Origin of the sequence: Paracoccus pantotrophus (genome assembly GCF_008824185.1) — a bacterium.
Classification (GTDB): Bacteria; Pseudomonadota; Alphaproteobacteria; order Rhodobacterales; family Rhodobacteraceae; genus Paracoccus; species Paracoccus pantotrophus.
The window spans coordinates 1,830,137-1,850,531 of record NZ_CP044426.1 but is presented as its reverse complement, the minus strand read 5'-3'; the positions used below and the strand labels follow the sequence as shown (position 1 = coordinate 1,850,531).

Genomic DNA, 20,395 nt, shown 5'->3' with positions numbered 1-20,395 from the left:
GGAGCGTCGGAGGGGCGCATGACGGCGGGCAATATCAAGGGCGCGCTGCTCGCGCTTCTGTCCATGGGGCTCTATTCGACCCATGACGTGATCATCAAGCTGCTGGGGGCTACCTATCCAGCCTTGCAGATCCTGTTCTTCTCGGCGCTGCTGTCTTTTCCGCCGCTGGCGGTGCTGCTGCTGCGCGACCCGACGCATGGCACATTGCGGCCGCGCAACCCGTTCTGGGTCGGGCTGCGTTCGCTTTGCATCGTCGCCTCGGGGGTCGGCGGTTTCTATGCCTTTTCGGTGCTGCCCTTGGCGCAGGTCTATTCCATCCTGTTTGCCGCGCCGCTGATCGTCACCGTGCTGTCGGTGCCGCTGCTGGGCGAAAGGGTCGGGCTGCACCGCTGGCTGGCGGTCTGCGCCGGGCTTTGCGGGGTGCTGATCGTGCTGCGCCCCGGCGTGACGCCGCTGGGTCTGGGGCATCTGGCGGCGCTGATGGGGGCGACGGCCACGGCGCTGTCGGCCATCGCGGTGAGGCGCCTGGGCCGGTCCGAGCGCACGGTGATCCTGCTGCTTTGGCCGATGATCGGGAATTTCCTGCTGACCGGCGCCTCGCTGGGCTTCGCCTATCGCCCGATGGAGCTGGGCGACCTGGCGCTGACCGGGGTGATCGCGGCCCTGGGCCTTGCGGCGGGCTTTCTGCTGATCCTGGCCTATCAGGCCGGCGAGGCGGCCAATGTCGCGCCGATGCAATATTCGCAGATGCTCTGGGCGGTGGCCTATGGCTGGTTCCTGTTCGGAGAGCGCCCGGACGGGCCGACGGTGCTGGGGGCGGGGCTGATCATGGGTTCGGGGCTTTACATCCTGCTGCGCGAGCGGCTGGGTGCCTCGCGCCTGCGTCCGGCGACGCGGGCGCGCTTTGGCAGCGACGCGGTGACGGCCCCGCGCTGGAGCCTGTTGCAGCGCCTGCTGCGGCCGCGGGGCTGACGCGGTTTTCTGTGGCGGATCTGCAAGATTCCCCCTTGCATTCCGTTGTCCCAGGGGCTACCTGCCCCTTCACGGTCGGAGCGTAGCGCAGCCTGGTAGCGCACCTGCTTCGGGAGCAGGGGGTCGGAGGTTCGAATCCTCTCGCTCCGACCATGTGAGACTTATGGCGTTTCAGAGAGTCTTGCCTTTTGTGTCAAAAGGCGACCCTCTGGTGAGGTCAAGAGCTTCGCGGCTGAGTTCGCCGGGCCTGGCCGCCTGCGTGCAACTTTGCCGTGTAACCCCAGGGGCGATTGTCGGTCACGGCCCATTGTAGACGGTCGACCTCGCTCCACGCTTCTAGATGGAGTTCCCCGAATCAGCCGTTCACGCGGTCCCGCAGCGAAGTCTTCGCTATCATGGCGCCACAGATCTCGCTTGACGTGAAGACCAGCGTTTCCGGTACGCAATGGGATTTCGATGGACAACGCCTGCCCATTCCGAGAAAAACTTCTGAGCACGGGCATGGGTGAATTCTGATGAAACTGAACTTTCTGAATCTGACCGAGAAAGAACTCGACACGCCAATCTACCGGATCATGAAAGAAGAGCATGTGATCCGGCTGTTCGCAGAACAGAGGAACGTATTGAGCCAGATCCACAATTGGAAAGACAAATTCGAGAACTTCCAAATGGCCCTAGGCGGCGTGCTCGATGGTGAACAGTTCGAGTTCACCTTTAAGAACGACTTCGTAGGTCAATGCTGGACAAGGCACGCTCTGTCCGAGGCAATGTGGGGGATCTATGCCAACGACACGTCGAAGCGCTTCCTCCGCATCAAATCTACTCCGCGTAAGCTACTCACCGCCTTGGCTAAAGCGCACCCCACGATGCCGCAAGACACGTGCGATGGATCGCCGGGCGATCTTCGGCATTGAGCTGGAACGCAGCATTTCCGGTCGGGGTGTGCGGGTGTTCGGCGCGGATTTCGCCTGCGACCAGTTGCGCGATGCCCGCAAGCACAGCCATCAGCACAAGGCTCGGCTGCGGTTCGATCCATTGGACCTTGGCTGGATCGCGGTCGAGGTCGGCGGAACCTGGTATCCCGCCCATGACCTGTCCGGAGCGCTCTCGGGCGTCTCCTTCTACCAGTGGTCGGCGTTTGCCAAGACCGTCATGGATCACAACCGCGAACGCGCGGGAATCTCCGCCGAAATCTTCCATGACGGGCTGCGCCGGCTCGATCTGCTTTCGACCGAGGCGGCCAACGCGGCGCAGCTTGGGCGTATGACGTTCACCACCGAGGAGATCGACAGGGCGGAACAGACACTCGGTCTTGGCCTGCACCTGCTGCCCACAAACTCGGTCGGTCAGGCCCAGACCAGTTCGGATTGGCTGCAGGGCGGGTTCGAGGTCGGGGGCAGCGGGGCGGATGATGCCGATGCACCGCCCGCACCGGAGGACCCTCCTGCGGATGACACGCCGCCGACGCGCAAGGGCTGGAGGTTCGAAGATGACGAGTGAGCATCACACGCCACCCGATCAGGTCGCGCGGATCGCCGTTTCCCTACGCAAGCATTTCGTGGCCCATCCGGGCTACGAAACCGTGCGGCTGCTTTTCCGCGAGATTATGGACAAACGCCAGGCCGAGCTGGATCTTGGCCTGTCTGCCGAGGGACGCGGGATCGCGGTCATCGGGGAATCCGGCAGCGGCAAGACCACTGCCATCCAGCGGATCCTGCGCCGGATTGATGCTGCGGACGCCGAATCTGGCGAGTTCCGCTGGATCTCCATTCGGGTGCCGACGCCTGCCACCCAGAAAGACCTCGCACGCGCGATCCTGCATGCCCTGGCTTTCCAGATCCAGAGCAACACCACGGCGTCGCGCATGTGGGAACTGGTCAATTTTCACCTGCACCTGCGGAAATGCTGGCTGATCCACCTCGATGAAGGCCAGGAATTGGGTGGCCGAGGCTCGGAGGTCGAGAAGGCGGGCGTGATCAATGCCCTGAAGAGCCTCATGCAGATCCCGGACTGGCCGACCAACCTGGTCGTCAGCGGGACACCGGAACTGCATGATTTGCTGACCCAGGATCCACAACTGTCCCGCCGCTTCTTCATCACCCGCTTTCTTCCGGTGACCGAGTTCGATGCCTGCGACGATGTTGCAGAACTGGTCGCCCGCTACGCCGGGCTTGCGGATCTGCCGCTGGCGCCGGATCTGGCGGATATGGAGTTCGTGCCCCGGCTTCTCCATGCCGGGCGCGAACAGTTCGGCATCGTGGTCGAACTGATCATCGGCGCGATCACCCGCGCCCTGGCGGATGGAACGCCCGCATTGGGCGGGAAGGATTTCGCACGGTTTTATGCCGAGCGCACTGGGGAGGTCGCTGGTCGGAACCCGTTCCTGGTGCCGGATTTCCGGAGCCTGAACACAGGGCGATCACCGATGGAGCCCGATCCCCCGACGGGTCCCAAGGGGCGGTCGCGAAAACCAAGGGGGAGGCGGTAAGATGATCTTTCCCGCCCCGCATGCCCGCGAGACCATCGCCTCCTACGGATACCGCATTGCCCGGCTGTCAGGCCTGTCATCCCTGGCGGCATTGGTCCACCTCTTCGATCTGGACCTTCGAGCCCTGCTGATGGGCGACAGGCACAGCGTCGAGAACCTTGCCAGATATACGGGCTGTGATCCGCAGGCGCTTGTTCGTGGCGCCCTGGACGCCAGCAATCCGCGGCGTCTGCAACTCGGCGCCGATCCAAGCAACAAGGTTCAGTGCGCCCCGGATCGTTATCGGTTCTGCCCGGCCTGTCTGGGGGGATTGGCCGATGGCGATCTTCGATCTGCCTGCCTGGGCCGGACGGATTGGCTGATCGACGCGAACCATGTCTGTGCCGAGCACGGTCTCCGTCTCATGACGGTCCTGCCCCGCAAGGCGGCACGGATGCAGCAGGACCTGTCGCCTTTGATTCCAAAGCTGGTCGCAGCTCGGGCGGCGCCCTGGCAACCAGGTCGACCGACCACGCTGGAGCGCTATATCACTGAGAGGCTGGACGGTGTGCACTCCAGGCGCTGGATCGATGATGTGCAACTCGATGTCGCGATCCACACCGCCGAAGTCTTCGGGGCTATGGCCATGCGTGGCCCCCAAGGCGACTGGAAAGGCATATCTGCCGATGAGCGTCGCGAGCATGGGCATCTCGGGGCCGAGGTGCTGATCGAAGGACCGGCGGCGATCAAGGATTTCCTGCGCACGCATATCGGTCATGGCCGGCGGGGCAACGATTACCACAACGCCTTTGGCCGCGCGTTCAACGAATTCTATTTCCGAAAGGATCAACCCGCTTACAGGCCCATCTGTGCGGTGCTGGCAGCATATGTTGGGGAAACCTTCCGCTTCACAGGTCAGGAAAAGGTGTTCGGCATCCGCACACGCGGGGTCGAGCCCAAGACCCTGCGTTCGCTCTGCAACCGTCACGGAATCGGGCTGAAGATCACCGTGCAGGTGCTGAAGGCCCAATACGGCCTCAGGGTCGGGATCGGGGCCAGTTCCGAGGTTGATCCCGACCTGATTGCCGATCTCGCACCAAAGCTGAAGGACGTGCTCAACGCCCAGGATGCCGCGCGCCATCTTGGCGTCAGCGTGGATGTCGTGCGGGGGCTGATCGGCGACGGGCTGCTGGTCCCCGATTACCGCTTCAACGACAGGATGGTCGGGTTTTCGGCAGCGACGCTCGAATCCTTTCTCGATGACTGGTGCAGCGCAGGCAAGCCGCCATCAGGTGGACAGGCAATTCGCACCCCCATCCAGACCGTCGCTCGTGCGAACAGGGTCAGAGTTTCGCGGCTGCTGATCGCGGCTCGGGCCGTTGGGGGTGCGCTGTATCGTGACCGGCGGAAGCGGGGACTGACCGGGGTTACTGTCAGTCATTCTTGCATGGCGGCACTGGTTGAGCGGGCAAAAGCCCATGTGGATAGTTGCCCATCCGGCCACAGCGATCCATCCTGTCTGCGATGACATGGTGGGCAGGATATGTCGCGCGAGGGGTTTGCTTGATGAATGCCGGCAGCATAACGGCGGAAATCTCGCGCGTTCGGGACCGATTGTCCCGCCTTGAGGCCGAGCGAATTGCGTTGCAGGGCGAGTTGGAAGCGCTCGAGCGGCAACTGGATGCTGTTGAGCAAACTCGGACGGAACAGGTGACGCTTGAGGGTGCCGCTGTGGTGAATAGCTCATCCTCGCAGGAGAAGATCGATCTGTTTCGGTCTCTTTTTGCGGGGCGCAGCGATGTATTCCCTTTACGATGGGAGAACAGAAAAACTGGTCGATCCGGCTACTCACCCGCCTGCTTCAATGAGTGGGTGAGAGGGGTATGCGGAAAGCCGGCGGTGAAATGCAGTGATTGCCCCCACCAGAGCTTCATCCCACCCGATGATGCGATCATCGAAAAACACCTGCGCGGCGATGGTGCCCGAAACGGAGATTTTGTCGCCGGTGTCTATCCGCTCCTGCCAGCGGATACATGCTGGTTCCTGGCGGCGGATTTTGACAAGGCATCATGGGCGGAAGATGCCATTGCGTTGCTCGAAACCTGCCGGGCAAAGGGAATCCCCGCAGCGTTGGAACGATCGAGGTCAGGGAATGGCGGTCATATCTGGATATTCTTCTCCGAACCGATACCTGCTCGTCTGGCACGTCAACTCGGATCGGTCCTGATCACCGAAACGATGGAAAGACGGCCGGAAATCGGCTTCGCATCCTATGATCGACTGTTTCCAAACCAGGATACCAAGCCACTTGGCGGCTTTGGCAACCTGATCGCGCTGCCGCTCCAGAGCGGGGCGCGCAAGGCGGGCAACAGCGTCTTTGTCGACTCAGACATGCGGCCATATGGGGATCAGTGGGCCCATTTGTCGTCCTTGCCGAGAATGTCCCTGGCGGCGGTGACCGAGCACGTCGAAGCGGCAGAGCTCTCCGGGCGGGTGCTGGGTGTGCGAATGCCGGTGGATGACGAGCAGGCGGACGAGCCTTGGAAGATGCCCCCGTCGCGCCGCAGCACGCGACGACGCCTCGGTGTGGCCCTTCCGCAGACCATCAAGGTGACGATCGCCGATCAGATCTATATCGACCGGTCGGATCTGCCGACCGCTATGATCGCTCAGTTGGTGCGATTGGCGGCGTTCCAGAACCCGGAATTCTATCGCGCACAAGCAATGCGGCTACCGACATTTGGTAAGCCGCGAATTGTATCCTGTGCCGAACTGCACCCCCGACACGTCGCCCTGCCGCGCGGCTGCCTCGATGAAGTGATCGGGCTCCTTTCCGATCACGGAGCGACAGCCGATCTGGACGATTTGCGCGAAGATGGAACTTGTTTGCCAGAGACGGTTCGCTTCCGTGGCGAACTTCGCCAGCAGCAATCGCGCGCGTTTGATGCATTGGTCAAGCACGATACAGGCGTGCTCGCCGCCACGACCGCATTCGGAAAGACCGTCGTGGCCTCGGCGCTGATCGCGCATCGCGCTCGCAATACATTGGTTCTGGTCCATCGCCGTGAACTCCTCAGCCAGTGGGTCGAGCGCCTTGGGTCCTTTCTACAGATCGACCCGAAGCAGATCGGCACCATCGGTGCCGGAAAGCGCAAACCTACCGGTGTGATCGACGTGGCGCTGATCCAGAGCCTGGTTCGCAAGGGTGAAGTTGACGATATCGTTGGCAAATATGGCCATCTTGTCGTCGATGAGTGCCATCACCTGTCCGCTGCAAGCTTCGAGCTTGTCGCCCGCAGATCGAAGGCGCGCTACGTCACCGGATTGTCGGCAACCGTCGCCCGAAAAGACGGGCATCACCCGATCATCTTCATGCAATGTGGTCCGGTGCGCCATCAGGTGAGTGCCAAATTACAGGCTGCCGAAAGCGGCATTCACCATCGGGCCCGTGAGCGTCATACAAGATTTCGATTGCCAGAGGCTCTCGCGTTGGCCGAGCGCCCGTCAATTCCCGCGATCTATGCCGCTTTGGCGGAAGACGAGGCCCGAAATGATCTGATCTTTGACGATGTGCTGAAATCGCTGGAGGCCAAGCGGTCGCCGATCGTACTGACCGAGCGGAAGGATCACCTCGATTACCTTCAGCGACGGTTCGCCCGGTTTGCCAAGAATATCGTTGTCCTTCGTGGCGGCATGTCCGCAAAGGACCGGAAGGCCGCGTATTCCGCGTTGAATGTTGCCGATGAGGACGAGCGTTTGATTCTCGCCACGGGGCGTTACATCGGCGAAGGTTTCGATGACAAGCGTCTTGATACCCTGTTTCTGACGATGCCAATCGCGTGGAAAGGTACGCTGGCGCAGTATGTCGGCAGGCTACATCGGCAGCACGGCGAGAAGAGAGATGTCCTGGTGGTCGACTATGTCGACAGCGCTGTCCCGGTTCTCGCGAGGATGGCCGCCAAGCGGCGAAAAGGCTACCGTGCGCTCGGATATGCCATGGAATAGTATCTGTCAGAAGTGGCGTGGAGAGTAGCAATGTTCAATGAAACCTCGCCCATTCCGACGCTGCGCTCACGACAGTCTTCGTTCATCGGCTACCTGATCCAGTTTTCAACCCGCAGGCCGCGAACGCGGGAAAACTCGCCCGTATTGTCAGTCACGAGGATTGCGCCTGCGGCGCAGGCATGAGCTGCGATCAGCAGATCGTTCGGACCAATGGGCTTGCCAGCGGCCTCAAGCTCGGCACGAATGCTGCCATATTCCGCGTCAGCAGGCACATCGAGCGCCAGAATCTGCACGCTTTCCAGTATCGCTTCGACATGCGCCAGGAGTTTCGCAGACCCTTTCCTGGCGCACCCATATCTCAGCTCTGCGGCTGTGATGATGCTGACGCAGATCGCATCCGGGCCGACCTCGGCAATGCGCTTTGCCGCGCTGCCGTCAGGATGTCGCAGCAGATCGGAGACGATATTGGTGTCGAGCATGTAGAGGGTCAAAGGTCGATTTCCCTGGCCGGGAGAAGCGTCTCGTCAACGTCAGGAAACTGATCCTCTGGTCCGAGCGGGTCTAGTCCGGCCAGCACTTCAAGCAGGTTCTTGCGGCGCACCGGCTCGATGATAAGTCGGTTCCCATCACGATAGATGTTCACCCGATCCCCCGGCATCTCGAAGTCTGCGGGAATGCGGACGGCCTGGCTCTTGTTGTTACGGAAGAGCTTGGCTTCACGAGGCTCTGAATGTGGCTGCGGTCGCGGCATGATCGCCCCTCCTGTGCATATGTATATGCATGAACATATACATCATGCTGCGGAGATTTTCAACCTGCATCGCTGCCAGCCCCGTCCCTACAACCCATTTTGTGGAGAGAAGGCCTGAGCTGAAATGAAACTGAGACCCATGGGGGCAAGGTTGAACTCTCCTGGCGGGATCCGTCAATGATCGACCTGCACGCCCATTTTGCGTCGTGGCCGGCGTCATGGGTCTCGTTCCGAGCCCTGGCCGCGGGGCAATCTTCCCGCCAGCCTCGGCCGTTCTCGCGGATCGTGTTGATTTCGCCACCTTGAACCGCTGAGCCCGAGCGGCTGTGCCCTTGTCCACCCTGCCTTGGTTTCCTATCACGCGGCAACGAAACAGGAGGTGCGCTTGAAGGATTCCCACGATCTCAGCGGCCTGATCCGCTTCGCCGAAACCGATGCCACCTGGCGCCCGCGCTTAGCCAAGGTGGTGGATGAGCACCTTCTGCCTGCGCTCGAAGAATTCGAGATCGACTTCGAAGACTTGGCGGAACTTCTCGGCGAGCAACTGCCCTGGACGCTTTGGGGCTGTGCGTTCGAGGATTTCATTTCCCGTCGCTATGGCAAACATGGGCTCTCGGTGGTTGATGCCTATCTCGCACGAGGAAAAGGTCGCGAAGGCGCCGCAGCTCGGGAATACATGCTCGGGTTGCGTGATGCCTGGGCCAGCCTCTACGAGGTATCCGAGGTGATCCCGGGTCAGAGCATGAAATTGCGTGACCTTATCGCCGGGACGGCACCAGTGACCGTCACCGAACACAGCGCCACGCAGTCTCTGAACATCTGGGACCGCATTGCCGCCCGCGTGGTGCCAGTTGGCGATCATCATGTGATCTCCGGCGGATTGCTGATCTACCCTGCTGCCGCCTCGGAACTGCTCTTCGACGGGCTCCGGCAGGTGTTGAAATTGAAGCGCGGGCAGGATCCGAAGCTGGTGCCCGAGAAGCTGCAGGGCTGCGCACCGCTGTTTTCCAATGCCTGGCTCTTCAGCCAATTACCCGGTCTTCTCGATCCACAGATGCCGGACCTGACCAACACCGATGGCGATGATCTGCTGTTCTGCGAGCTGCGTTTCCCCTTTACCAAGGGCGTGCAGCAGGCACAGATCGCCGACATGCTGGACCGCATGCCAGAGCTGGAGTCCTGCGGGGCAAAGACCTGGGACTGGTTGGCGGCGACGACGCGTCGCAAACCAGGCAAGAGCGGCGGACTGGTGATCGGCAGCTTTGTCGACGGTGGTACGGTGCTGGGGACGATCACGCTGAAGGGCAAAGCTCTGCTCCTGAACGTAAATTCGCGAGAGCGTGCAGAACGCGGCAAGGCCATGATCCAGGCGGTGGCCGGCAAGCTGCTTCGTCCTCCACTGACAGCGATCCAGACCGCGCAGCAGGTGATGCGTGACCAGCAATCGCAAGGCGACGGCCGACAGAGTGATGGCGAAGACCTGCCCCCGGAACTGGCGCGGGAGGTGCTGGCGGAGTTTCTGGACAACCATTATCACGCAATCCTTGACCAACCGGTTCCCGTGCTGGGCGACAAGACACCGCGACAGGCCGTGCGCAGTGCTGCGGGCAGAAAGAAGGTGGTCGATTGGCTGAAGCATCTGGAAAACGGCAGCGCGCGTCAGCCGGGCACGCCGATGGCAAACTATGATTTCAGCTGGATGTGGGACGCGCTTGGCCTGATGTCCGAGCGGCAATGACTTGCTTGGCAGAAACGATCACGTTGGTCTTATCTCAAATTACACAGCACCTCTTGCAATAAGTAACCCGATGGGCTACATGCAAGCACGCAGACAGTGGCGGAAACCCCTATCTTCACCCGACAGACCGAAAAGCTGTTCAATGAAGACGAGAAGCGGGAACTGATCGAGTTTCTGGCCGAAAACCCCATGGCCGGTGATGAGATCCCTGGCACGGGTGGGGTGCGCAAGCTCCGGTTCGCGGCCTCAGGTCGAGGCAAACGGGGCGGTGCTCGGGTGATCTACTACTATCTGGATGAAACCATGCCGCTTTACGCGCTGCTGGCCTATGCCAAGAACGCGAGAAGCGACATGACCCCGGATGAAAAGCGCACGGTGGCCGCGCTGGCCACGGCGCTGAAGGCTGCATGGAAGGAAAGGAAATGAGCACGTTTGGCGAAGATCTAATCCAGGCCATGGGCGAGGCACTGGCCCATGCCAAGGGAGAAGGCCCCGCAATCCTGCACGAGCCGGTCGACCCGCGCGAGGTCAGGATGCGGGCGAAGCTGACACAGGCGCAAATGGCCCCATTGATGGGGATGAGCCTTTCGGGGTATCGAAAATGGGAACAAGGTCAGCGTCGCGTCTCTGGTCCTGCTGCCACGCTGCTGCGGGTGATCGAGAAAGAGCCCGGTGCGGTGCAGCGTGCCTTGGCGGGTTGACCCTGAATGCGTCGAGTAGTTGGAAGCCAACCGGAAATCACCTGCCTCCCGCATGATCGGATGAATGCCGACCAGCATTTCCAGGGGCACCCGATAATGCTGGCAGGAACACAATGAGCACTCTGAACATCCATCTGGACACGGGGGCCAATTTTCGCGCAGGCTTCACCGAAGCAGGCGAACTGGCCGTTGCAGCCAAGGTCCGCGAAGCGGTCCCCGCGCTGTATCTTCGCAGCTACGAGGATCTGCATCGGGTTCTCACACCTTCTCGTCTTAGGGTTATCATGGCGCTCGCCGGGCAAGGGGTCATGTCCATTGACGAGCTTGCGCGCCGGGTCGGGCGCGATGCGCCAGCCGTGCATCAGGACGTGATCACGCTCGCAGATGCGGGGGTTATCGACCATACTGAAAAAGGCGCCGAATTTCCCTATCGCGGCATCCACCTCGATTTCTGGGTGGATTTATCGGATGGGAACATGCAACGGCATGAGCAATAAGCAATATCGGGAGAGCGCTTCATACACTACGGCGCGGCCGATCACCTCAAGGCCTGCAAGATCGCGAACCAACCTCGAAGCAATTGTGAACCTCCGAACTTTGCCAGCCCCAACACGATAACCCGCGTGCGAAGTGAAATAAAAGGCAGTTAACGAAAAACGCGCTAGCCAAAGCCACTGGATTCGTTCAGGATTCGGATGGAGAACAGAGCAAGACTCTCTGAAATTTCAAAGACTTGTGGCGTTTCAGGAAGATTTGCCTTTTGTGTCACAGGGCGCCCTTTCCGACTCGCTCGTCGGTTGGCCACAGCACCACATATGACTTCCTGCCATGCCGGCAGATCAGCGCTCTGCTTGTATCGCGAGCGACCCGCTCGCAGCAACGGGGCTGCGAAGCGCATGATATCGGTATTTTAGGTAAAGGCGGCTTGACCTGCCCCGGGCTTTTTCCTCCAGTTGCGACTAGAGTCTGCCCCATGGAAAGACCCCGAAAATCCGGCCCGCAAACCCGGACCGCCCGATCCGTCGCAATGGCGGCGGGGGCCTCGTGCCGATATCCGGGCGCATCGACCGGAGGGGCGATCTTTCCGCGCCGCTCAGCCCGACAGCGCCGCGGCGGTGAAGCCGCCGTTGCGCCACGATTCCAGCGCCTGGCTCAGGGCCGGGCCGGGCGCGCCATCCGCCGGACCCTGGTAGAGCCCGGCCCGCGCCAGGCGGCGCTGCAGCGCGCCCAGCGTCTCTGGGTTCCAGTTCCCGCCCTGCTCGGCCAGCTCGCGCAGCAGGCTGCCATCGTCCGAGGCGACGCCCAGCAGCAGTTGCACCGCCGCGCGCGAGGGGTCGCGGGGAATGCCGCGCCCCTCGTCCAGCAGCACGGCCGCGGCACGGTGGCCGCGCGGCTCGCCCTCGCGTGCGGCGCGCTCGAACAGCGTCCGGGCGTCGCCGGGATCGCCGAAGCGGCCCTCTTGCGCCAGCACGCCCAGGTTGAAGGTGGCGATCGGTGATCCGGCCTGCGAGGCCTGCTGCATCAGCGCGATGCCGCGTTGCTGGTCCTGGGCGCTTCCCCCGTCCAGAAGCGTCACCGCCAGGTTGATCGCCGCATCGGCGCTGCCGGCCGCGGCCGCCCTTTCGTAAAGCGCCAGCGCGCCGGCCGGATCGGGGGCCACGCCGTCGCCGGTTTCCTTCAGCAGCGCCAGGCTGACCATGGCGCGCAGGTCGCCGCGCCCGGCCGCGGCTTCGTAAAGCGCCACCGCCTCGGCGCGCAGGCCGGCGGCCGCCGTCGCCCGCGCCAGCAGCGCGACATATTTCGCCTGCCGGGGGTGAAGGCGGCTGGCCTCGTCGCAGGCCCGCATCGCCGCGACGGCGTTCTGCGCCAGCAGCTCGTAGGAGACGCCGGGCGTGGTCTCGGTCCCGTCGCGCGGATGGGTCGCCAGCAATTCGCAGCGCCGGGCCGGGCCGGGATCGGCCTGGGCGGAGAGTTCGGCCAGCATGCGCCGGGCCTCGCCGATATGTGGCCCGTCGGGATAGCTGCGGGCATAGCTTTCCAGCAGCGGCCTCAGCCGGCTGCGCCGCGCCAGATCCCAAAGCTGCTCGCCCGCCGTGCCCTCGGCCTCGGGGCCCATGCTGCGCCGCGCCTGGCCCGCCCGGCCCGGATCCTGCGCCAGCAGCGCCAGCACCTCGCCGACATGGCTGCCGTTGGGATAGCGTTGCAGGTAAAGCCGCAGCAGCGCCGGATCGGCGGCGCGGACCGAGACCTGGTAGAACAGCGTCTCGGGCGAGGCGGTGGGCGGGCCGTCGGCAAAGCGGAACCGCCGGGTCAGCGCCGAGGCGTCCCAGGGGATCTGCTGCCCGCCGGTGCGCGCCATCACGTCCTTGCGCACCGCGATCATCATCTCGCCGATGTCCTGGGCGGGGGTGTGGATATGGCTCAGCAGCGCCTCGGTGAAGGTGCCGTTGCGGCCGGCGCCGTCAAAGGCCACCGCGCCGGGCTGGGTGGCATAGGCGATCAGGAAATCGGCGGGGCTGCCTATGCGGGCCAGGCCGCTGCCGGCGCCGGGAAGCCGCAGCGGATTGTCGCCGCAGGCGTCCAGCAGGACGATCTTGACCCCCGGCGCCTTGGCCATCGCCCCCAGCACCTCGTCCAGCGCCACGGTGCGCTCGGTCGCCTGGTCCAGCCGATCCAGCCGGAAATCCCGCGGCAGCAGATAGTTCCGGTCCGCGACCTGAAAGGCATGGCCGGCGTAATAGAACAGCGCCACCTCGGCGGTCTGCGCCGCCGCGCCGAACTGGCCGACCAGCGCCCGCATCTGCGCCTGGTCGCTGTCCACGCCCAGGATCACCTGGAAGCCCAGGTCGCGCAGCGCCGCGGTCATGTCCTCGGCATCGTTGGCGGGGTTGTCCAGCGCCGGCACGCCGGCATAGGCGGCATTGCCGATGACCAGCGCCACCTTGGGCGCCGCCGCGGCCTGCGCGGCCATGAGCAGCGCCGCGATCAGCGCCGCCAGAACGGCCGCCAGGATGGAGGCGGGCCTAAAGCCCGACCGCGCGCACCAGGACGGCATCGGCTTTCTCGACCGTGGCAAGGATCAGCCCCTCCTGCCGGGCATGGGCGCGGGCCAGTTCGGGGTCTTCGACCCGCAGCAACTCGATCTGCTTGACGATCTCGGCGCGGGCGCCGGCGATGGCCTGGCTGGCCTCGCGCAGGGCGTCGCGGCGGATGGCGCGGCGCTCGGCCTCGCTGCCGGCCGTGGCGAGGCGGTCCATCGCCCGGCTGCGCGCCGCGCCGATTTCCGCGCTGGCCTGGCGCAGGATGGCCGAGACCGTCTGCATCGAGGGCGGCAGTTCCGCCGAAAGCTCGTCCAGCGCGCTGGAATAGCGGTCCAGCGCCCGCGACAGGCAGGCCAGCATGTCCTCGGCCTGGCCCTCGTGCTGGCTGCAGGCGTCGATCATCTGCGACACCTCGTCCGACAGCGCGGCCAACCGGGTCAGCCCGTCGTCCTGCGGGCCGGAGGTGAGCGGCGGCAACCCGTCCGGCAGCACCGAGGCCGCACCGGCCGCCGCGATCGGGAAGGGCACCGGACCGTCCGTCGGGTTCGGCAGTTCCGTCCCCGGCAGGGTGTTCTGCGGGACCGGCAGCCCCCTGGCCGTGCCGGGGCTGACGATCTGCAAGGTGCCGGGGGCATAGGTGATGGCATAGTTCGCCTCGGCCCCCGCCAGCATCCGCGCGTCCGAGGCGGTGATGCCGTAAGCGCCCGGCGGGCTGGTCACGGTGGCGTCGCTGGCCAGCAGGACGTCGGTGATCGCGTCGCCCTGGGCCAGGCTGCCCGCGATCAGCGCCCAGTCCAGCACCGGCGCAGTGCCGAAGCGGGCCGCGGCGTCGCGCGCGCCGATGGTGATGGCGCGCCGAAAGACCTCCAGCGCGCCCTCGGCATAGGTGATGATGTAATTGCCGGTCGCATCGCCATCCGCGCCGTCGATCCGGGCGCCGCCTGCGGTGATGACATAGGGTGAGCCGGCGACCCAGGCCCCGGCCGCCTCGCCCTCGCTGGCCAGGTCCAGCGCGGCCAGCCGGTCGTCGTAGCGCAGGCCCGTCGCGGTGGCGTCCCCGACCGATAGCCGCCGCTCCTCGCCATAGGTCTTGCTCAGGTCGTTGGCCGAGACGGTCAGCAGCGCGCGGTTGATGGTCAGGCTCGCCGCCGAGGCGACGATGCGATAGCCGGTCCCGTCGGCCGAGGTGACGCTGCCCGCCGTCTGGACGGGATAGGTTCCGGCATTGCGCACCCCCGCCGGCAGGCTGAAGATCCCTGCGACCGCGGGCTGGTCGCCGAACAGGTAGCGGCCCAGCCCATGCACCGTGCCGCCGGGCGTGGGCAGTGCGTCGCCATAGGTCGCGGACAGCGGCGCGGGTTCGGCCCAAAGCACCGGGTCGATGCTGTAAAGCTGCGGATAGGCGCCGTCACCGCCCGGCGCCCAGGTGGTCGTGAAGCTCCAGCCCGCCGCGCGGGCCATGAAGCCCGCCGTGTCCTGCAACTGGGCCGTGGTCAGGCCGGTGCCGCCGGCGGATTGCTGCTGCCCGCTGGCCTCGCGGTCCCAGAACGAGGCGGTGGTGCTGCCGGTGCCCTCGCCTTCGTCATTGGCCCCGACCAGCCCGCCGAGGCGCAGCAGGCCCGGCGCGGCGGTGGAACTGATCCGGCCTGCCGCATGGCTTCGCGCGACGCTGCCGGCGTTCGAGCCGACCAGCCCGCCGATGGTCGCCGGCAGGTTGCCGGAATAGGTCACGGGCGCCAGCGCATAGGCATCGGCGATGCTGCCGTCGTTCCAGCCCGCCAGCCCGCCCAGGGCCGAGCGGGGGCCGTCCAGCGCCTCGGTGCCGTCCAGCGCGACCAGCAGGCTGCCCGAGGCGCGGGCGCGGGTGATCGTGCCCAGGTTCCAGCCGACCAGCCCGCCCGCCGCCGCCAGCGCATTGCCCGAGATGTTGATTGCATTGTCGGCAAAGGCATCGGCGATCTCGCCCTCGTTCACGCCGGCCAGGCCGCCGATCTCGGCGATGCTGTCGCCCTCGGGCAGGCCGGACAGGGCAAGGCCCAGCCCGCCCAGGGCATAGGCGGCGCCGATGGTGCCCTGGTTCACCCCGACCAGCCCGCCGGCCCGGACATAGCCCGCGGTGTCGAGATCCATGGCAACGTCGCTCCAGGCATCCGAGACCGCGCCGCTGCTGGTGCCCGCCAGTCCGCCCAGGGAAAGCAGCCGGATGGTCTCTGCCCCTTCCTGCGTCAGGGTGAGGGTGCCGGTTGCCGAGACCCCGGACAGGTCCGCGGCATTCTCGCCCACCAGCCCGCCGATGATCCAGTTGCCGCTGCCGGTCTGGGTGATCTCGGCGGCGGCGGTGGAATCCGCGATGCTGTCGCCCTCCTGGGTCAGCCCGACCAGCCCGCCCAGCCGCGAGGCGGGGGCGAAGCCTTCGCTGTTGTCCTCGGACCCGTCGAAGCCGGATTCGATGCTGCCGGCATAGCGGCTGCCGGTGACGGTCATCCCGCCCAGCGATTGCCCGACAAGGCCGCCGGCCATGACCACGTCGCCCCAGCCGTCCGCCTGGCCCGAAAGCGCCAGGGCGACGCGGGATTCCGCATCCGTGATGCGGCCGTCGCCGAACAGCCCGGCCAGGCCGCCAAAGCTGGCGCTGCTGACCGAATCCTCGCCCATCTCGGCCGCGATCCGGCCGGTGACCAGCACGTTCTCGATCACGTTGGGTGCCTCGCCCGCCTGCGTCTCGCCGACCAGCCCGCCGGCGACGGCGGCGAAGCCTTGCTGCGCGTCCAGGTCGATGTCCAGCAGGCGCAGGTTCCGGATCGTGGCGCCGGCGATGGTGCCGAACAGCCCGCCCGGACCCGAGCTGACCACCTGCGCAAGCCCGCTGATCGCGTGGCGCCCGCCCGCCGCCGTGGCGCCGTCCAGGCTGCCCGAGAAGGGCGTGCCGCGGCTGCCGATGGGCCGGAAGCCCGCACCCAGGTTCCAGCCGGCCGTGCCCGCCGCGCCGATGTCGGCCCCCAGGGCGTAATGCGCGCCGGCAAAGCCGGCCGAGCCGATGCCCTGAAGCCCATAGACATCGGTGATGACATAGCGGCTGGCGGCGGTGCCGGCGCCGCCCGTGGCGCGCAAGAAGCCCGCGGTGTCGGAAAGCGCGAAATCGCGCGCCGCAAAGCCCGGCAGCGTGGCGGCGACCTGCCGCCATTGCGAGGCGCCGTTCAGGCGGAAGCTGTCCACCGAGACGCCGGCGCCGGCCGTGACCAGCGGCGCCTGCAGGTTCAGCATACCGGCCGGCCCCTGTACCGGCGCGGCCAGCGCGATGCTTTCGCCCGCGGTCAGGTTCAGCGCCGTGGCGCCGCTCCAGCTCAGCCCGCCAAGGGTCGTGAGGCCGGCGCCGGCGGTCAGCGACAGCTGGCCCGGCCCGCTCCAGCTCATCGCGGCATTGACCAGCAGGTCGTTGTCGGCGCGCAGGTCCAGGTGGCTGGCCGCGCCGGCGGCGAAGGTCAGGGTCATCGGCGTATCGACCACCAGGTCGCCGGCATCGTCGCCCTCGCCCTCGGTCGAGAGGATGTAATGTCCCGCATCCAGCAACATGCCGTAGATGTCCGTCACCAGCACATGCGTGGGGTCGTCGGGGTCATATGTTTCTTCGTCGACGATGCGCAGGTTCTGCGGGTCGAACAGCGCGGTGCCCGGCCGCCCCCTGGGGGCCGAGACCCGCACGCCGGAACTGCGGATCGCCAGTTCGCCGCGGCTGGAGATCTCGGCAAAGCCGCCGTCGCCGCCCTCGGCGCCGCCGCGCACCGACACGCCGCCAGCAAAGCGGGTGTGGTCGTCGGACCAGACGATGATCCGCCCGCCGTCGGCATGGCCGATCCCGTCGGCCAGCAGTCGCGTCCCGGCGTCCAGCGTGGTGCGCCGCGCCCGCGGCAGGTCGCCGGTGCCGCGATAATCGCCGCCGACCCGGATCAGCCCGCCGCCGCCGGTGCCGCTGGCATCCAGCACCGCGCCCTCCAGCGCGATCTCGGCGCCGGTGACGGTGATGCTGCCGCCGCGCTCGGGCCGCGCCGCGGGCCGTTCGGCGGTGATGGGTGCCGCGGCGCGCCGGCCGCCGCTGGCATCGACCCGGCCCGCCACGCGCACCCGGCCGCCGTCGCCGCCGCCCAGCACCACCCGGCCCGAGCGCCCCGAGACGGTGCGCGCCTCGGTCACGCCGGACAGGTTGATCGCGTGGCGCGCGGCATGGCGGGCCGTCGCCGCCTCGATCTCGATCACGCCGCCATCGGCCGAGATCCGGCCGTGCTGCTCGACCAGCGCCATGGCCTCGCCATCCTCGGCGGGCGGCAGGGCCACGGACAGGAAATTGTCGCCCGAAAGGTTCAGCACCGCCCGCCGCCCGGCGCCCAGCCCGACCGTGCCCAGCGGCACGCGGATCGTGCCGCTGTTGGCGACCCGCCCGCCCAAGAGCGCGGCATAGCCGCCGGGGATGATGTCGATGCGCCCGCGATTTTCCACGCGGCCGGGCCGGTCGCCGGAAAAGCGCAGCCGGCCGGCGGTGAAATCCTCGTTCGAGATGTCCAGCGTCGAGCCGACGAAGCCCGCCGTGGCGATGCGCCCCTCGCGCCCGACCAGGATGCCGTTGCGGTTGACGACGAAGACCTGGCCGTTCGCGCCCAGAAAGCCGTCGATGCGGGTCGGGCTGTCGCCGGTCACGCGGTTCAGCAGCGCCGCGTCACGCCCCGGCTGATGCACCCGGACGGAACCGCCGGCGCCGATGCTGAAGCTGGTCCAGTCGATGATGGCGCGGTCGCTCAGCTGGTCCACGCGCATGGCGCCGGGGTTCGGCGTGCTGACGCTGGCGCTGCCGCCGACCACGTTCGGCCCGCTGGGCAGGGTCTGGGCCGCCAGCGGCCCGGGCACCAATGCGCTGCACATCAGCAGCGCCGCCCAGAGCCGGCGGCCGGGATTAGAACCGGTACGAGCTGACGATCGTGAAACGCGAGGGATCTTCCTGGCCATCGTCCCTGTTCCCTTTGCCGTATTCCAACCTGATAAGCGCCGAGGAATAGCTGGGATCGCGGATCAGCCGCAGATCGACGCCGATGCCGAACGAACTGGCCTCGATGCGCGCAGCCTCGATGGCCGTGGGGTTTTCCAGGTGGACCGCGCCCACCGCGGCGAAAACATAGGGGCTGACCACCAGCGGGTGCCCGAAGCCCTGCGCCGGGAAATGCCGCGCCACCTCGCCGCGCAGGAACCAGCCGGAATCGCCCGACAGGCTGCCCAGGTCAAAGGCCGACAGCCCCTCGGTCGAGGCGATGCCGAATTGCTCGCTGGACAGCAGCGGGTCGCCGAAGCCGGTCTGCGCCTGCCCTGACAGCGCCAGGCTCCAGTCCTGGCGGAAGTCGCGGTCATAGCGGAAGGACAGCTCCAGCTTGCGGAAATCCGCATCCGCGCCGCCGCGCGACAGCGGCATGGCCGGCATCGCCTCGGCGGCGCTGCGCGCGCCCAGGGCGTCCAGCCCCACCGACAGCACGGCGGCCATGCGCAGCGCGCTTTGGTCGGAAAGCTGCCAGTTGCCCTCGCCGGTCAGGCGCAGGACGCGGGTGCGGTCCTTGTAAAGCCCGATGGCGCCCGCGCCGGTTTCCAGATCCTGCCGGTCGCGTTGCAGATCCAGCGCCGCCGTGACCGAGATGTTGCGCTTGACCGAACGCACCACCGGATAAAACAGCCTGAAGGACAGCCGGTCGAAATCCGAGGCCGTGGCCACGCCGCCCGTGTCCGGTCCCGCCTTGGAACTGGCCGCCTCGAGTCCGAAGGTCAGCCCGTCATTGCCCAGCGGAAACACCGCGCCGCCGGCCAGGGTGCGCAATTGCGGCCGATCGCCGAAATATCCGTCATCGCCCAGCTTGGGATGGCCCGAGGCGCGCAGGTAGAACACCTCGCCCCGGCCGAGCTGGTTGTTCAGCTCGACCCCGGCGCTGAGGTTCCACCGCCCCAGCTCGCGCGAGAAGCTGTTGTCCAGCCCGACGAAGCCCGTGACCGAGCGGAATTGCGGATTCAGGATGATGACCGTGCCGCCGGGCCGGGCGCCGGTGGACAGCGCCGATCCCAGTGCGACGCCGAACATGTCGCCGGCCAGCAGCAGTCGCCGCTCGATGTCGGGCAGCCGCAGCGTGGGGCGGTCGACCAGCGGCGCGGTCATGGCGTCCAGCCGGGCGCGCAGGCCGGGGGGCGCGGCGCTGGTGTCGATCTTCTCGACAAAGCCGCTGACCACGGTCAGGCGCAGCGCGCCGCCATCCTCCAGCGTCTGCGCCGGGATCACCACGCGCGCCAGCACATAGCCGTCGCGCACATAGCCTGCCTCAAGGTCCGAGGCGGCGGCGAAGATCTCGGAGACCGCGATCCGCTTGCCGACCACGCGCTGGCGCAGCGCGGCGATCCGGGCCTCGCTGCCCGGCAGGGCGCCCTCGACCCGGACATCGGCCAGCTGGATCGACAGCCGGTCCGCGCCCTCGGGCGCGGCCAGGCCCGGCGAGCCGCTGAACACCACCGAACCGGACAGCCGCTGCATCGGTGGCTGATAGCTGTCCTGGGTGATCTGGCTGGCGGTTGGAGGCCGGGGCTGGGTCCGCGCCGGCCCCGCCGGCAGCGCCAGCACGGCAAGCGCCGCAATCAGCGCAGTCGGACGAGCGGTCGGGCGTGGCGGGCGGATGCCGCGTCTTGCAAATGTCACTTTCC

Annotated in this window: 15 protein-coding genes and 1 tRNA gene; 11 read left to right on the top strand and 5 right to left on the bottom strand. The window is 66.2% G+C overall.

Annotated features, from left to right (window positions below; translation table 11 throughout):
* Positions 1 to 18 precede the first annotated feature (18 nt).
* From ESD82_RS19595 to ESD82_RS19570, 7 genes are all read left to right on the top strand, one after another.
* Positions 19 to 972 (top strand): DMT family transporter, encoded by a 954-nt coding sequence (locus tag ESD82_RS19595; protein ID WP_147427562.1) that lies wholly within the window; start codon positions 19 to 21, stop codon positions 970 to 972.
* Positions 973 to 1,048: 76 nt separating this feature from the next.
* A tRNA-Pro gene (locus ESD82_RS19590) sits at positions 1,049 to 1,125 on the top strand.
* A 362-nt stretch (positions 1,126 to 1,487) separates the two neighbouring features.
* Positions 1,488 to 1,886 carry a hypothetical protein gene (locus ESD82_RS21895; protein ID WP_167521792.1) on the top strand — a complete coding sequence of 133 codons (399 nt, stop codon included), beginning with the start codon at positions 1,488 to 1,490 and terminating at the stop codon, positions 1,884 to 1,886.
* Positions 1,858 to 2,472 (top strand): Mu transposase C-terminal domain-containing protein, encoded by a 615-nt coding sequence (locus tag ESD82_RS19585; RefSeq protein WP_167521791.1) that lies wholly within the window; start codon positions 1,858 to 1,860, stop codon positions 2,470 to 2,472. The genes ESD82_RS21895 and ESD82_RS19585 overlap by 29 nt, the downstream gene beginning before the upstream one ends.
* A complete protein-coding gene (locus tag ESD82_RS19580; RefSeq protein ID WP_167521790.1) occupies positions 2,462 to 3,460 on the top strand; it encodes an ATP-binding protein in 999 nt (332 codons plus the stop codon). Before ESD82_RS19585 ends, ESD82_RS19580 begins: the two co-directional genes overlap by 11 nt.
* Before the next feature lies 1 nt (position 3,461).
* On the top strand, positions 3,462 to 4,967 hold the full coding sequence (locus tag ESD82_RS19575; RefSeq protein ID WP_114669424.1) for a TniQ family protein: 1,506 nt from the start codon (positions 3,462 to 3,464) through the stop codon (positions 4,965 to 4,967).
* A 38-nt stretch (positions 4,968 to 5,005) separates the two neighbouring features.
* Positions 5,006 to 7,444: a TOTE conflict system archaeo-eukaryotic primase domain-containing protein gene (locus ESD82_RS19570; RefSeq protein WP_147427564.1), complete on the top strand. Its 2,439-nt coding sequence runs from the start codon at positions 5,006 to 5,008 to the stop codon at positions 7,442 to 7,444.
* Between the two features lie 89 nt (positions 7,445 to 7,533).
* Here the strand turns inward: ESD82_RS19570 and ESD82_RS19565 are convergent, their stop codons facing one another.
* Positions 7,534 to 7,935, bottom strand: a complete 402-nt coding sequence (locus ESD82_RS19565) for a type II toxin-antitoxin system VapC family toxin (protein WP_197029493.1) — start codon at positions 7,933 to 7,935, stop codon at positions 7,534 to 7,536.
* Positions 7,932 to 8,195, bottom strand: a complete 264-nt coding sequence (locus ESD82_RS19560; RefSeq protein ID WP_028710954.1) for an antitoxin — start codon at positions 8,193 to 8,195, stop codon at positions 7,932 to 7,934. The genes ESD82_RS19565 and ESD82_RS19560 overlap by 4 nt, the downstream gene beginning before the upstream one ends.
* A 385-nt stretch (positions 8,196 to 8,580) precedes the next feature.
* Between ESD82_RS19560 and ESD82_RS19555 the strand changes: the two genes are divergently transcribed.
* From ESD82_RS19555 to ESD82_RS19540, 4 genes are all read left to right on the top strand, one after another.
* Positions 8,581 to 9,933, top strand: a complete 1,353-nt coding sequence (locus ESD82_RS19555; protein ID WP_028710953.1) for a hypothetical protein — start codon at positions 8,581 to 8,583, stop codon at positions 9,931 to 9,933.
* Positions 9,934 to 10,029: 96 nt separating this feature from the next.
* A complete protein-coding gene (locus tag ESD82_RS19550; protein WP_028710952.1) occupies positions 10,030 to 10,359 on the top strand; it encodes a type II toxin-antitoxin system RelE/ParE family toxin in 330 nt (109 codons plus the stop codon).
* The gene (locus tag ESD82_RS19545; protein WP_036765876.1) at positions 10,356 to 10,634 is read left to right on the top strand and encodes a helix-turn-helix domain-containing protein; all 279 of its coding nucleotides are present in this window, start codon (positions 10,356 to 10,358) and stop codon (positions 10,632 to 10,634) included. The genes ESD82_RS19550 and ESD82_RS19545 overlap by 4 nt, the downstream gene beginning before the upstream one ends.
* Before the next feature lie 113 nt (positions 10,635 to 10,747).
* Positions 10,748 to 11,131 (top strand): HVO_A0114 family putative DNA-binding protein, encoded by a 384-nt coding sequence (locus ESD82_RS19540; RefSeq protein ID WP_028710950.1) that lies wholly within the window; start codon positions 10,748 to 10,750, stop codon positions 11,129 to 11,131.
* Positions 11,132 to 11,727: 596 nt separating this feature from the next.
* Here ESD82_RS19540 and ESD82_RS19535 read toward each other — a convergent pair.
* The 3 genes from ESD82_RS19535 to ESD82_RS19525 are packed head-to-tail and all read right to left on the bottom strand — an operon-like array spanning position 11,728 to position 20,390.
* Positions 11,728 to 13,689: a caspase family protein gene (locus ESD82_RS19535; RefSeq protein WP_147427565.1), complete on the bottom strand. Its 1,962-nt coding sequence runs from the start codon at positions 13,687 to 13,689 to the stop codon at positions 11,728 to 11,730.
* The gene (locus ESD82_RS19530; RefSeq protein WP_167521789.1) at positions 13,658 to 18,589 is read right to left on the bottom strand and encodes a two-partner secretion domain-containing protein; all 4,932 of its coding nucleotides are present in this window, start codon (positions 18,587 to 18,589) and stop codon (positions 13,658 to 13,660) included. Before ESD82_RS19530 ends, ESD82_RS19535 begins: the two co-directional genes overlap by 32 nt.
* 31 nt (positions 18,590 to 18,620) lie before the next feature.
* Entirely contained in the window at positions 18,621 to 20,390 is a 1,770-nt protein-coding gene (locus ESD82_RS19525) for a ShlB/FhaC/HecB family hemolysin secretion/activation protein (protein ID WP_147427567.1), read from the bottom strand.
* Positions 20,391 to 20,395: the final 5 nt, after the last annotated feature.

What these genes read in the sequence shown, in the direction of transcription:
- ESD82_RS19530 (WP_167521789.1), bottom strand. Translation starts at nt 18,589, where the DNA reads ATGTGCAGCGCATTGGTGCCCGGGCCGCTGGCGGCCCAGACCCTGCCC.
- ESD82_RS21895 (WP_167521792.1), top strand. Translation starts at nt 1,488, where the DNA reads ATGAAACTGAACTTTCTGAATCTGACCGAGAAAGAACTCGACACGCCA.
- ESD82_RS19535 (WP_147427565.1), bottom strand. Translation starts at nt 13,689, where the DNA reads ATGCCGTCCTGGTGCGCGCGGTCGGGCTTTAGGCCCGCCTCCATCCTG.
- ESD82_RS19575 (WP_114669424.1), top strand. Translation starts at nt 3,462, where the DNA reads ATGATCTTTCCCGCCCCGCATGCCCGCGAGACCATCGCCTCCTACGGA.
- ESD82_RS19540 (WP_028710950.1), top strand. Translation starts at nt 10,748, where the DNA reads ATGAGCACTCTGAACATCCATCTGGACACGGGGGCCAATTTTCGCGCA.
- ESD82_RS19585 (WP_167521791.1), top strand. Translation starts at nt 1,858, where the DNA reads ATGGATCGCCGGGCGATCTTCGGCATTGAGCTGGAACGCAGCATTTCC.
- ESD82_RS19560 (WP_028710954.1), bottom strand. Translation starts at nt 8,195, where the DNA reads ATGCCGCGACCGCAGCCACATTCAGAGCCTCGTGAAGCCAAGCTCTTC.
- ESD82_RS19545 (WP_036765876.1), top strand. Translation starts at nt 10,356, where the DNA reads ATGAGCACGTTTGGCGAAGATCTAATCCAGGCCATGGGCGAGGCACTG.
- ESD82_RS19580 (WP_167521790.1), top strand. Translation starts at nt 2,462, where the DNA reads ATGACGAGTGAGCATCACACGCCACCCGATCAGGTCGCGCGGATCGCC.
- ESD82_RS19570 (WP_147427564.1), top strand. Translation starts at nt 5,006, where the DNA reads ATGAATGCCGGCAGCATAACGGCGGAAATCTCGCGCGTTCGGGACCGA.
- ESD82_RS19595 (WP_147427562.1), top strand. Translation starts at nt 19, where the DNA reads ATGACGGCGGGCAATATCAAGGGCGCGCTGCTCGCGCTTCTGTCCATG.